The following is a 13,076-nucleotide window of genomic DNA, read 5'->3' as shown; positions in this document are numbered from 1 at the left end:
GGTCACTCCGCGCAGAAGAACGCGTCCGATCGCCACATACAGTGCAGCGGCCATTCGATTCGGCGGCACAACCCGGGCAGACGGTCACGTCCTCACCGTAATCCCTGGTAAGCCGTCTCATTCAGAAATTCCAGTTCAGAAGGTTCGACGTCACACCCACCGCAGCAAGATCGTCGGTGCGGGCAATCAATCCGTCTTTCACCGATCCCGTTGCTCCACCGACGGCGCCGGACGTGATGTCCGTGATTGAGGCATCACCGCCGGTGACCTCCTTGGTGACGACGGCGGCGGATGCTCCGCTCACTGCGTCATCCATCCCGTTACGGGCGATCCGCTGATAGGGAGTTGTGGCCGCGCCTGTAACGGGATGGGCAACATTGCTGGTGGCCGAGGTGGTTTTCAGGACGCCATTCGCGGCTCCTTTCACAAACGCGTCGCGCCCCTCGGTTACGACCTTCCCGACGTCGACGGACTGCCGATGATCCATCGTCATCTGCCCCAATTGAATGACAAGGCCGGAAAAGACGGCCGACGCAGCTTCTACGGCAGCGGCCTCGAGTACCCGGATCAGTAATTGTCGCAACAACATTCGAACAGTCAGCGCAGTCGCCACTTCAGCGGCAGCGGCTCCCACGGTGCTCAGACCCAAAGTCGGTATCGCGGCGGCGGCCATACTCGCAAGCTCAATTGCGAGGGCAATCAAAGCCGCAATGATCGACAGCTTGGTGTATTCGATGTCGGTTGCAGTCGAGTCACAGGATTCCCCCAGTTCTTTTGCCGCTGAGATCAACCGATCAAAGACGTCTGCAACGCCACCGGAATCGCCCCAGAATGCGGCCAGTGAATCATGCATCTCGCCGTCGATCGCAGAAAGCGCTCCCCGAGCGGCCGCATCACCAAATTCAGAGGCGGTTCCCAACGCCGCTGCCATCTCCGCCCAGGCATCCCCCAGACGCCACAAGGACGTCTCATCGCCGTCGGGCCAGTCGCTGCCCACCGCTACGCTCGCAACTGCTTGCAGATATCCCGGAATCTCGATTCCCATCAGAGCCCACCCGCCAGATTGTCGGCTAGTCGTGCGTCGATGCTCTCGAAGTTCGCTGTTGTCCGAAATAACGCGTCGGTGAGATTGCGCAATGCACCGGCCGTCATCGTGACACCGGCAAGGACCGATTCAGAACCCGGCAGGTAAGCAGAAGCGAAGGTGACCCCGAAAGTGTCGGTGCCCCAACTCGGCCCCTCGGCAGCCATCACTTCTTCGATTTTGAGCCGAGCTTCCTCGAGGTCCCGTGAAATGCTCGCGAATCTCGGCGCAACCGAACGCATCTCCTCGACATCAATCCAGAATTCAGGCATTGCCGGCGCTCCTCAGAACAGTACGGTTCCAGATCGATCGGTCGTCAACCGTGACCGCCGGCGCCTCATCACGCAAACTCGGCGCTCCCGGAATCAGATCCGGCAGATCCACCTGTGCTGCGGCTATGAACGGCCTCAGTATCTCGGCGTTCTGTCGGCGCATGTCCGCCGCGGCCAATCCTGCGGTCGCCAGAACGGCAGCGGCGAGTTTCCGCGGTGTCGTCCGGGAGAACGCGTCAGGAGAAAATTTGACGCCGACAACCGCGCCCGAAGCATTGACGACAATCTCCACGGAACCGTCCGCAGATCGGGCATGCGCCGTGGAGAGAGCGATCGCCTCTTGAGCTTCGGCCAGCCGCGCAGTCCGGGTTCGCAGATCATCCATCATCGAATCGATCTGTCCCCGAAGGACTTCGGATCTCCCCCGCACCGAATCCATGTCAGCTGTACTCACGATGGCCCCCACCTCGCTCGACGTACTCGCCTGAAATTCAGGCGCTCACCAAGTTCGACGCGATCAGTGGCCGATCGGTTCCGCTAGTAGTTGATTGTGGTAGCCGCGCCGGGGAATCCTGTGACAGGCTCGAAGAGATCTCGTCGCCAAGACGACGACGGGCGACCCAGCGACACACCACACTGCGGGAGCTTGGCATGGGACTCATTCACATCGACCTGTTCACCACACTCGACGGCGTCGCGCAAGCGCCCGGCGGTCCGGACGAGGACACCGACAGCGGGTTTACGTTCGGCGGCTGGCAGGCGCCTCTCCTCGACGAGGTCGTCGGTGAGCAGGTCGAGTCCGGTATGGCCGGGATGGACGCACTGCTGCTCGGCCGTCGGACCTACGACATCTTCGCCGCCTACTGGCCAGACGCGGGGGGCGACATCGCGCGACGGTTCAACAGCGTCCCGAAATACGTGGCTTCGCGCCGCGCGCAGACTCTCGAATGGGCCGACTCCACACTGCTGGTTCGGGATACCGCGGCCGCTGTCCGCGAGCTTCGCAACCGCCACTCGAACACCCACGTCATCGGCAGTCTCGACTTCGTTCAGACCCTGTTCGCGGAGCGACTCTTCGATCGGCTGACCCTGTGGGTGTACCCGATCCTGCTCGGCGATGGAAAGAAGGTCTTCGCCGACGGGGTTGTTCCGACGAATCTCACCCTCGTCGAACCTGCCGTCACCTCACCGAAGGGCGTGGTGCGTGCGCGCTACATGCTCGCCGACGGGACGCCCGGCGTCGGTGACATGTCGGTCAGCGCGTAAGCAGGACCGGAGGATCGAACGCGCGGATCGGCGGAAGGTCCCCGTCGAACTTCTCGATCTGCACCAGCACATGCTGACCGGTGCAACCGTGGGACAGCGAGGACGTACCGACATCCGGCGTCAGAACATTCGGGTTTCCGTGAACACACATTGCGTCGGGATCAGCGGGGTCGAGAGGGTCGTACCAAGCGCCGGTGGAAAGCTGAACGACATCGGGATGCATCCCCGAATCGATCACCACACCCGCCAGACACGCACCGCGGTCGTTGAACACTCGCACGACATCGCGCGCGACGAGACCTCGCTCGGCCGCCGCAGCGGGGTGCAGACGAATCGGTTCACGACCGAAAATCTTCGACGCCTGACTTACGGCGCCATGGTCGAGCTGACCGTGGAGGCGTGTCTTGGGCTGGTTGGCGATGAGGTGGAGCGGAAACTGCTCCGCGCGTTGACCGTTCAACCACTCTTCGGGTTCGTACCAACGAGGGTGCCCTTGGCAGTCGTCGTAGCCGAACGATTCGATGGTCTCGGAGAAGATCTCGATCTTCCCGCTGGGTGTCCCCAGCGGATTCTCCTCGGGGTCCTCGCGGAACTCTCCGAACAGGATCAAACTGTCCTGTGTGCGCATCCGGTAGTGACCGTCGGCCCAGAAATCCTCGAACGCCGGGGTGTTGCCGCCGTCGGCGTCCACAGCGGGCCGCCACTGACTGTAGAGATGCTCGATCCATTGCTGCGACGATCGCCCTTCGGTGAACTCCTCACCGAATCCGAGCGCGTGGGCGAGCGCTGCAAAGGTCTCGTAGTCGTCGCGGGCATCCGCAAACGGCGGAACGACCTGATGCATCGCGACCAGTACCGCGTCATTTCTGGTGCAGCTGAGATCGTTTCGCTCGAGAGACGTCGTCGACGGCACCACGATATCGGCGTTCTTGGCCATCGGAGTCCAGTACGGCTCGTGAACGACGATGGTGTCGGGCCTGGCGAAGGCGCGTCGCAGACGCGACAGTTCCTGATGATGATGGAACGGATTTCCGCCCGCCCAATAGACCAACCGGATATCGGGATAGGTGAGACGTCTGCCGTCGTAGTCGAATTCTTCACCCGGCGAGAGCAACAAATCGGAGATTGCGGCAACGGGGATGAAGTCGGCGACTGGGTTACGCCCCTGCGGAAACGTGGGCAGCGGGTACGGGACCGGAGCCATCCCCGGTTCGTTCATCGAGCCGTAGCCGTGCCCGAAACCGCCTCCCGGAAGCCCGATCTGACCGAGCATCGCCGCGAGAGTGACGCCCATCCACGGGGCTTGTTCACCGTGCTTGATGCGTTGCAACGACCACGTGACCGACACCAATGTGCGGCCGGACGCCATCCTCCGGGCCAGACTCGCGATCGTGGCCGCCGGTACACCCGAAATCTCCTGCGCCCACTGCGAATCCTTCGGAACACCGTCGGAGCGTCCGAGCAGGTAGTCCTCGAAACGTTCGTAGCCGACGCAGTAACGATCCAAGAAGGCACGATCGTGAAGACCTTCCGACGCGAGCACGTAGGCCAACGCCAGCATGATCGCCACGTCGGTTCCGGGAATCGGTGAGATCCAGTCACATTCGCCGTCGAGGTCGTCGCGCAACGGGCTGAAGGAGACGATCTTGCCACCGCGGTCACGGAACGAATTCAATGCACCACTTGTCGGATGATCGCTGCTACCACCAGCATTGACGCCGGTGTTCTTGATCGGAACGCCACCGAAGCACACCAGTAGGTCGGAGTGTTCCGCAATGACGTCCCATGACGTGGAGCGTTCGAACAACTGGCTGTGGGTGCCGACTACGTGGGGCATGATGACGCCCGTCGCGCCGAGCGAGTAGCTGTGAACCGACTTGGTGTAGCCGCCGAGTTGATTCAGAAATCGGTGAACTTGGCTCTGCGCGTGATGGAATCGACCGGCGCTGGCCCAACCGTACGAGCCACCGAAGATCGCATTATTGCCATGGGTATCGACTACCCGGCGCAATTCACGTGAGAGCAGTTCGGTCAGTTCTTCCCACGACACCGAGACGAACTCGTCGGATCCCCGGCGTTCGGTGGGACCCGGACCGTTCTCGAGCCACCCTCGGCGCACTGCCGGGCCGGTTACCCGGCTCCGACTGCGCACCGAACCGGCGAAGTTTCCGAGCATCGGCGAGGGATCGGAATCGCCCTCGTGCGGATGCACAGCGGTTACTTCGCCGGCCACTGATTCGGCGGTGAACATGCCCCAATGAGAGGTGTGCTGAAAACGCCGATTCGGTGTGGTGGTCACAGAAACTACTTTCAGGGAAGCGAGAGAACCAGCTTCTCGATGTCGACGCGCGGTCCCGTGAAGAACGGAACTTCTTCACGCACGTGCAGACGAGCCTCGGTGGCACGCAGGTCACGCATGAGATCGACGATACGGATCAGTTCCGGTGCCTCGAACGCAAGAATCCACTCGTAGTCGCCGAGGGCGAAGGCCGGCACCGTGTTGGCGCGGACATCCTTGTACGCACGCGCAGCCATGCCGTGATCGGCGAGCATCTTGCGACGATCCTCGTCGGGAAGCAAGTACCACTCGAGTGAACGCACAAACGGGTAGACGCAGATGTAGTCGCCCGGCTCCTCGCCCGCGATGAATGCCGGGACGTGGCTCTTGTTGAACTCCGCCGGACGGTGAACAGCCGAGTTGCTCCACACCGGAGCACTGATCTTGCCCAGCGTCGTGGTGCGACGGAAGTCCGAGTACGCAGCCTGCAACTGTTCGATGCTGGCCGCGTGGGTCCAGATCATGAAGTCCGCGTCGGCGCGCATTCCGGCGATGTCGTAGATACCGCGAACTTCGACGCCCTTGTCTTCGAGACCCTCGAAGAACAAGCGAGCGTCCTTGACCGCAGCTTCCCGATCATCGCCCAACACACCGGGTTCCACCTGGAACACGGAGAACATGAGGTAACGAATTTCAGAGTTCAGTTTGTCGAAATCAAGGCGTGCCATGGCTCTATGGTGCCACCCCGTCGCAGATCTGTGCAGCCGCCGTCGTAGCGACTGCAACACACGCCGGAACTCCGACGCCGCGGAGCCAGGACCCGGCCACTTCCACGCCCGCGAGTTCCGCGACGCCGTGCTCGATTTCGGCCACCATCGCCGTGTGACCTGGGGCGTACTGAGGAAGTCCGCCGTGCCACCTCTGAACAAACGCCGCTGCCGGATCGTCAGTGATTCCCGTCACGCTCGACAGATCTTCGCGTGCGAGCGCAATCAGTTCCTCATCCGGGCTCTCGACGATCTCGGCTGCGCCGAACCGGCCGAACGACGCCCGCACCAGGTGATCGCCGCGCTGCGCCAGGTGTGTCCACTTCCGACTGGACAGGGTGAAAGCTTTAGCCGTGAGGTTGGCATCGGTCGCAACCAGGATCCCGGAATTCTGCGGTAGATCGATGTCACCAGCGAACCGCAGTGCCACGACGGCCGACGACGCGAGTTGGATCTGTGCCGCGGTACGCGCGGCTTCCGGCGCTACCTCGGCCAAGAGCGCCGCGGCTGCCGGCGCCGGCACCGCCAAAATTACGGCGTCAACAGTTCCGACCGGGTCGACAAACCATCGTGTGCTGTCTCGTCGCAAACCGGAGGCCGCCCCCGTGATCACCTTCGCACCGGATGCGCCGAGCAACGCGTCGAGCAGAACCCCGTAACCGTCCTTCAGTGCCCCGAAAACCGGCCCGGGGGCGGGCGTCGGCAAAGCCGCTGCGACGGCGTCGGAAAGGCTCGTGGCGCCCGCGTCGAGAGCTGCAGCAAGGGTGGGCAAGGCAGCGCGGACGCCGATGGTTTCAGCCAACCCCGAGTACACGCCACCCAGTAAGGGGTCCACGCTGCGACGCACCACTTGATCGCCGAATCTTTCCGAGACCAAGTGGGCGACACTGCAATCCGATCCACGTTCCCACTGGAACGGAACATCCCGCTCGGCGGCGATCCGGGACAGCGTGTCCGGAGATACAAGATCCGCGACTGCGTCGCCACCGGCCGGGATACCCATCAGGGTTCCAACCGGAAGGCGATGCAATGACCCTTGCGACCAGATCAACGGACTCAGGCCCGCCGGATACACAATCTGATCCGAAAGCCCGAGCTCAGCCAACAGCGCGGGGACCTCGGGCCGACGCGCAATGAACGCCTCGGCTCCGATGTCTACCGGGCCACTGCCGAGATCGACTGTGCGCAGCTTGCCGCCCAGACGGGGACTGGTCTCGACAATCGTGATGTCGGCATCAGGACCCAACCGAGAGCGAAGCCGGTAGGCGGCAACCAAACCGGAAATCCCACCGCCGATCACCGCCACCGAAACGCTCACAGCGAATGCACCAGCTCCACCGCCGCCGTGATCGCCGCGGGATCGGTGTCGGGGAGAACACCGTGTCCGAGGTTGAAGATGTGTCCGATCGCGCCGGCTTCGATCGCGCGATCGCCTTCAGCGGCAATGCGCCTGACCTCACGGTTGATCGCCTCAGGACCGGCAAACAGCACCGCCGGATCAAGGTTGCCCTGCAAAGCCTTGCCCGGACCGACACGCGTCGCGGCAACGTCGAGCGGAATACGCCAGTCGACGCCCACGACGTCGGCCCCGGCTTCACCCATCGCGCCGAGTAGTTCACCCGTCCCCACACCGAAGTGGATGCGCGGCACTCCGGCGCCGGCTACCTCGGCCAACACGCGCTCGGAATGCGGCAGCACGAACTCGCGGTACTCGGCCAAGGACAGTGCACCGGCCCAGGAGTCGAACAACTGCACTGCGTCGACGCCGGCATGAAGCTGCGCCTGCAGGAAGCAGATAGTGATGTCTGCGATCTTCCCCAGCAGCTGGTGCCACGTCTGCGGGTCCGAAAGCATGAGCGCCTTGGTCTTCTCGTGGTTCCGGCTGGGACCACCCTCGACCAGATACGACGCCAAGGTGAAGGGCGCGCCGGCGAAGCCGATCAGCGGCACCGTGCCCAACTCTGCGGTGAGCAGTCGCACGGCCTGCGAGATCGCGCCGACCTCTTCCGGTACCAATCGCGGCAAAGCAGCGACATCGGCGATCGAGCGCACGGGATCGGCCACCACGGGGCCGACGCCGGCAACGATGTCGAGATCGATACCCGCGGCCTTCAGCGGGACCACGATGTCGGAGAACAGGATTGCTGCGTCGACGTCATGACGACGGACGGGTTGCATCGTGATCTCACAAACCAATGCCGGATCGAAGCACGATTCCAGCATTCCGACTCCGGCGCGAATCTTTCGGTACTCCGGAAGCGAACGGCCGGCCTGTCGCATGAACCACACCGGACGCCGACTCGGAGTCCGACCGGTGGCCGCAGCCAACAACGGTGCGTCCGGAAGTACTCGCCGGGCGCTGTATTCCGCCGACCCGATGGTGCCTGAATTCAAGTTGTCCAACCCGCTCATCAATCCTCGCGCTCTCCGCCAACGTGTGTCTTCGACCGACCTCAATGCTGCCATGTTCGCCGCAGTAGGAAGGCCACGTCATCTTTAGTGAGCCCCGACACATACCGACTGTTGAGTCTTCCTTTACTATTTCGGGAGCCACATCGCACTCGGTCGGCGCGCCTCCACCCCGGCAGCGATTTCCGCGACTAACGTCCTGACCTGTGACGACTTCCGGATCGACCGCCGACCCGGCCGAGTTTCGTGCCGCAATTGCCGCAATGGCTTCCGCGCAGGTCCGGCCAGAGATCGAAGTCGGGCCCATCCGTCCGCCGCAGCGACTCGCCCCGTACAGCCATGCCGTCGGCGCCGAGGTACTTCATCCCGAATCGGACACGATTTCGGAACAGTCCGAAGGCGACGCGTTCGGCCGACTCATCCTCCTGTTCGATCCGGACGGCGATGAAGCCTGGAACGGGACGATGCGCCTGGTGGCCTACATTCAGGCCGATCTCGACGAGTCCCTCGCCTCCGATCCACTACTTCCCGAGGTTGCGTGGAGTTGGCTGGTGGACGCCCTCGAAGCCGGATCGGAACCTTATGTGGCTCTTGGCGGGACAGTGACGGCAACTACGTCGGTCCGCTACGGCGATATCGCGGGACCTCCGCGAGCGCATCAACTGGAGCTTCGAGCGTCGTGGACTGCAACGTCGACAGAATTGTCACACCACGTGGAGGCGTTCTGCGAAGTGCTGGCGTATGCCGCGGGCTTACCTCCCACGGGGATAACCACATTGTCGCGGAAGAATGACTGAGACCACACACCGCGTTTGGGCATTCTCCATAATCTCGACTAGAACCCGTTCTAAAGTGGGTAGATGCAACGTCTCAGCGGACTCGACGCAACCTTCCTCTACTTGGAAACCTCGACACAACTCCTCCACGTCTGTGGCCTAGTCGTACTGGACCCGTCGACAATTCCCGGCGGATACGACTTTCGGACCCTCATGGGTGAGTTGGACTCCCGAATGGCAGGGATGCCGACATTCCGGCGCAAGCTGAAAGATTCGCGACTCAACCTCGATTACCCGGTGTGGGTCGACGATCACGATTTCGACATCGAACGCCATTGCCATCGCACGTCGGTTCCCGCTCCCGGTGGCCATGACGAATTGGCGGAACTTGCCGGACACATCGCCAGCCAACCGCTGGATCGCTCTCGCCCGCTGTGGGAGATGTGGGTCATCGAGGGCCTCGCCGACGGCCGTGTTGCCGTCATGTCGAAGATTCATCACAGTGCCGCTGACGGCATCACCGGCGCAAATCTGCTGGCGCAACTGTGCAGCTTGGAACCGGAGTCCCAGTCGTTGGTGGACACGACGGCCGAGAGTGCCGGCGATGCGAGCACACTCGATATCGCCGTCGGAGGCTTGCTCGCCGTGATCGCTCGGCCTGCTCGCATCGCCAGACTTGTCCCCGGCGGCATCGCCATGCTCCCCAAATGGGTGACGCGTGCCCGCAAGGGCGAGGCCATGCCGGCGCCGTTCACTGCCCCGCGCACGTCGTTCAACGGAGCAATCACCGGACACCGCAACGTAGCTTTCGCCCAACTCGACCTTGCCAAGGTGAAGGCCGTCAAGGACCGATACGGCGTCAAGGTCAACGACGTCGTGCTGGCGCTGTGCGCCGGAGCGTTGCGGAGCTACCTCCAAAGCCGCGACGAACTTCCGACCGATCCGCTGGTCGCGATGGTTCCCGTGTCCGTTCACGGCAAATCCGACCGGGCCGGCACCAACCAGATCTCGGGCATGTTCACCCAGCTCAGCACCCAGATCGCCGACCCTGTCGAGCGCCTCCTCGCCATCAGTGACTACAACGTGACCTCGAAGAATCACAATGAGGCGTTGGGCGCGAACATGCTTCAGGACTGGTCACAGTTCGCGTCACCCGCAGTCTTCGGCGCGGCGATGCGCGTCTACTCGTCACTCAAGCTCGCTGAGCGTCACCCCGTCGTGTCGAATCTGGTGGTCTCCAATGTTCCCGGACCGCCGGTTCCGCTGTACTTCCTGGGCGCGCAGATCAAGGGAATGTTCCCGCTGGGTCCCATCTTTCACGGCGCCGGACTCAACGTGACGGTCATGTCGCTCGACGGCAATCTCGACGTGGGAATTGTCAGTTGCACGGATCTGGCGCCCCAATTGCACGAGCTCGCGCAGGGATTCGGCACGGCGCTCGACGAACTCTTCGAGGCAGACCCGATATCCGAGGCAGACGATCAAGGCGAGCAACGCGACGGGGAACGGGACGTAACTACCCTGCCCTCTGCGACGTAGAGTCATTGATCATGTCCGAAGTCACCGATGATGCAGCCGAGCCCACCTCCGATGTAGAACCCTTGCTGGTACCACGCGACGGTGTGCCGGACGTTATCGCCACCGCTGCGGGACTCGCCCACGCCGCAGCGGCGCTGGCAGCAGGAACCGGACCGTTGGCCGTCGATGCCGAGCGGGCATCAGGCTTCCGCTATTCGGCACGGGCGTACCTGATTCAGCTTCGCCGTGCGGGTGCAGGATCGTTCCTGATCGATCCGATTCCCATTGCAGCGGACATGGCACCTCTCGCAGAGGCGATCAATCCGTTGGAATGGGTCCTGCATTCCGCCGATCAAGACCTTCCCGGACTCGCGGAACTGGGCCTGTATCCGGCCGTACTTTTCGACACCGAACTGGCAGGCCGACTCGCCGGATTCGAACGAGTCGGCCTTGCCGCGATCGTCGAACGCACCCTGCGCGTAGAACTTCGCAAGGGGCACGGTGCCGCCGATTGGTCCACGCGTCCGTTGCCGGCGCCGTGGCTCAACTATGCGGCTCTTGATGTCGAGGTACTGCTCGAACTTCGCGACGCCATGGAAGAGGAACTGCGCTCGCAAGGAAAACTCGAGTGGGCGAAAGAGGAATTCGAGTACATCCGCCTGGCCGGCCCGTCGAAGCCGAAGCCGGATCGCTGGCGTCGGACGTCGCACATCACGTCTCTCAAGACCACTCGACAACTGGCTGCGGTGCGGGCACTCTGGCAAGCACGCGAAAATCTCGCCCGCAAGCGCGACGTGTCCCCCAGCCGGGTGCTTCCGGATTCGGCAATTATCGACGCCGCACTCAAGGATCCCCGGTCGATGGACGCACTGCGTTCGCTTCCCGTCTTCGGTGGTCCGCGGCAGCGACGCTATTCACGAATCTGGATGGATGCCCTGGAGTCAGCGCGGGCTCTGCCCGAGAGCGAACTTCCGTCCAAGACTCCCGCGATCATCGGCCCGCCCGCCGCCGGACGTTGGGCTCGTCAGGATCCCGCGGCTGCCGATCGGCTGACTGCGGCCCGCGCCGCTTTGTCGGACGTCAGTGCCGAAGTTTCCGTTCCCGTCGAAAACTTGCTGCAACCGGACCTGGTACGACGCTTGTGCTGGGACTGGAAGCTGGAACCCGGTTCCGACATCGACGTCGTCACGGACGCGGTCGAGACCAAACTCACTTCCGGTGGCGCACGAGACTGGCAACGCACTTTGACGGTTCCCGTCCTTGCCGAAGCTCTGAACTCCGTGGTTCCGAGCGAACCGGAAGAGGTCGCAGCAGAATCCTGAGGTGATGCGCGCGTAGGTGGTGGAGCAATTCGGCACGTTAAGTTACCGGCCAGTAACGGGCAGTAGTACGCTTGTTGCAAGGCCGGACGCTTGGCCGTGATCGCCGAACCGTAAGTCTCACCCGCTTTACGCGTGGTGGGCATCTCCATCAGGAGGAATTCGCGTGGCTCCATCCACACACAACCAACGCAACGTCGTCTTTGTCGACGGCATTCGCACCCCGTTCGGCAAAGCAGGCCCCAAGGGCATGTACGCCGAGACGCGTGCCGACGACCTCGTCGTCAAAGCCATCCGCGAACTGCTTCGCCGTAACCCCCAGCTGGATCCGGCACGGATCGACGAAGTAGCGATTGCAGCCACCACGCAGACCGGTGACCAGGGTCTGACCATCGGCCGCACCGCCGCGATCCTCGCGGGCCTGCCCGAGTCGGTCCCCGGATTTGCCATCGACCGCATGTGTGCCGGCGCAATGACCGCCGTGACCACCACCGCGTCGGGCATCGGCTTCGGTCAGTACGACGTCGTCGTCGCCGGCGGCGTCGAGCACATGGGCCACCACCCGATGGGTGAGGGCGCAGACCCCAACCCGCGTTTCCTCGCCGACCGCCTGGTCGACCCGAGCGCCCTCGTGATGGGTAACACCGCCGAGAACCTGCACGACCGGTTCCCGACCATCACCAAGGAACGTACCGACGCGTACGCCGTGAACAGCCAGAACAAGTACGACGCAGCCAAGAAAGCCGGCTTCCTCGCCGACACCCTGGTTCCTGTCGCCACCCGCAGCGCCACCGGCTGGGGCCTCGCCACCGAGGACGAGCCGCCGCGTCCCGGAACGACCGTCGAAGATCTTGCAAAGCTCAAGGCTCCGTTCCGTCCCGCCGGCCGCATCACCGCCGGTAACGCCGCCGGACTCAACGACGGCGCCACCGCAGCCCTGCTCGCCGGTGAAGACACCGCAGCAGAGCTCGGCCTGCCCGTCGGCATGCGCATGGTCGGCTTCGCCTACCAGGGCGTCGACCCCGCAGTCATGGGCATCGGCCCGGTTCCGGCCACCGAGAAGCTTCTCGCTCGCACCGGCCTGAAGATCGAAGACATCGGACTCTTCGAGATCAACGAGGCATTCGCCGTTCAGGTCCTCGCGTTCCTCGAGCACTACGGAATCGCCGACGACGACGCGCGCGTCAACCAGTGGGGCGGCGCCATCGCGTGCGGCCACCCCCTCGCTTCGACGGGCGTGCGCCTCATGACGCAGCTCTCGCGCCAGTTCGCGACGCGTCCCGACGTGCGCTACGGCTTGACCACCATGTGCATCGGTCTCGGAATGGGTGGCACCGTCATCTGGGAAAACCCGAACCACGCTGATTACCAGGCAGGAGTCTAAGAG

12 protein-coding genes are annotated in these 13,076 nt (G+C 63.2%); 5 read left to right on the top strand and 7 right to left on the bottom strand.

All coding sequences use genetic code 11. The annotated features are described in order from the left end of the window. Positions 1-121 precede the first annotated feature (121 nt). The 3 genes from BDB13_RS16610 to BDB13_RS16600 are packed head-to-tail and all read right to left on the bottom strand — an operon-like array spanning position 122 to position 1,810. The gene (locus BDB13_RS16610; protein WP_094272605.1) at positions 122-1,045 is read right to left on the bottom strand and encodes a WXG100-like domain-containing protein; all 924 of its coding nucleotides are present in this window, start codon (positions 1,043-1,045) and stop codon (positions 122-124) included. Continuing rightward, positions 1,045-1,356, bottom strand: a complete 312-nt coding sequence (locus BDB13_RS16605) for a WXG100 family type VII secretion target (protein WP_094272604.1) — start codon at positions 1,354-1,356, stop codon at positions 1,045-1,047. Before BDB13_RS16605 ends, BDB13_RS16610 begins: the two co-directional genes overlap by 1 nt. After that, the gene (locus tag BDB13_RS16600) at positions 1,349-1,810 is read right to left on the bottom strand and encodes a YbaB/EbfC family nucleoid-associated protein (protein WP_254922835.1); all 462 of its coding nucleotides are present in this window, start codon (positions 1,808-1,810) and stop codon (positions 1,349-1,351) included. The genes BDB13_RS16605 and BDB13_RS16600 overlap by 8 nt, the downstream gene beginning before the upstream one ends. A 197-nt stretch (positions 1,811-2,007) precedes the next feature. On the opposite strand from BDB13_RS16600, the gene BDB13_RS16595 reads away from it, so the two are divergent. After that, complete coding sequence (locus tag BDB13_RS16595; RefSeq protein WP_094272602.1) at positions 2,008-2,622, top strand: dihydrofolate reductase family protein; 615 nt, start codon at positions 2,008-2,010, stop codon at positions 2,620-2,622. Here the strand turns inward: BDB13_RS16595 and BDB13_RS16590 are convergent. Genes BDB13_RS16590 through hemE form a run of 4 tightly spaced genes read right to left on the bottom strand, consistent with a single transcriptional unit; the run spans position 2,612 to position 8,079 of the window. Continuing rightward, complete coding sequence (locus BDB13_RS16590) at positions 2,612-4,921, bottom strand: molybdopterin guanine dinucleotide-containing S/N-oxide reductase (RefSeq protein WP_176459596.1); 2,310 nt, start codon at positions 4,919-4,921, stop codon at positions 2,612-2,614. The two genes, BDB13_RS16595 and BDB13_RS16590, sit on opposite strands and share 11 nt — an antisense overlap. Positions 4,922-4,932: 11 nt before the next feature. Further along, positions 4,933-5,628 carry a hydrogen peroxide-dependent heme synthase gene (gene hemQ / locus BDB13_RS16585; RefSeq protein ID WP_094272600.1) on the bottom strand — a complete coding sequence of 232 codons (696 nt, stop codon included), beginning with the start codon at positions 5,626-5,628 and terminating at the stop codon, positions 4,933-4,935. A 4-nt stretch (positions 5,629-5,632) separates the two neighbouring features. Then, positions 5,633-6,985: a protoporphyrinogen oxidase gene (locus tag BDB13_RS16580; protein WP_094272599.1), complete on the bottom strand. Its 1,353-nt coding sequence runs from the start codon at positions 6,983-6,985 to the stop codon at positions 5,633-5,635. Next, complete coding sequence (gene hemE, locus BDB13_RS16575; protein WP_094272598.1) at positions 6,982-8,079, bottom strand: uroporphyrinogen decarboxylase; 1,098 nt, start codon at positions 8,077-8,079, stop codon at positions 6,982-6,984. The genes BDB13_RS16580 and hemE overlap by 4 nt, the downstream gene beginning before the upstream one ends. A 203-nt stretch (positions 8,080-8,282) precedes the next feature. On the opposite strand from hemE, the gene BDB13_RS16570 reads away from it, so the two are divergent. The 4 genes from BDB13_RS16570 to BDB13_RS16555 all read left to right on the top strand — a co-directional run bounded on the left by BDB13_RS16570 (position 8,283) and on the right by BDB13_RS16555 (position 13,073). Next, entirely contained in the window at positions 8,283-8,873 is a 591-nt protein-coding gene (locus tag BDB13_RS16570; protein WP_094272597.1) for a DUF3000 domain-containing protein, read from the top strand. A gap of 63 nt (positions 8,874-8,936) precedes the next feature. Then, positions 8,937-10,391, top strand: coding sequence for a WS/DGAT/MGAT family O-acyltransferase (locus BDB13_RS16565; protein WP_176459595.1), 1,455 nt, complete (start codon positions 8,937-8,939; stop codon positions 10,389-10,391). Positions 10,392-10,402: 11 nt separating this feature from the next. Continuing rightward, positions 10,403-11,692, top strand: a complete 1,290-nt coding sequence (locus tag BDB13_RS16560) for an HRDC domain-containing protein (RefSeq protein ID WP_094272596.1) — start codon at positions 10,403-10,405, stop codon at positions 11,690-11,692. Positions 11,693-11,855: 163 nt separating this feature from the next. After that, a complete protein-coding gene (locus BDB13_RS16555; protein ID WP_094272595.1) occupies positions 11,856-13,073 on the top strand; it encodes a thiolase family protein in 1,218 nt (405 codons plus the stop codon). Positions 13,074-13,076 lie beyond the last annotated feature (3 nt).

This window comes from Rhodococcus sp. OK302, assembly GCF_002245895.1.
In the GTDB taxonomy this organism is placed as follows: Bacteria; Actinomycetota; Actinomycetes; order Mycobacteriales; family Mycobacteriaceae; genus Rhodococcus_F.
The sequence above is the reverse complement of the archived record's forward strand: the minus strand, read 5'-3'. Positions and strand labels throughout refer to the sequence as shown.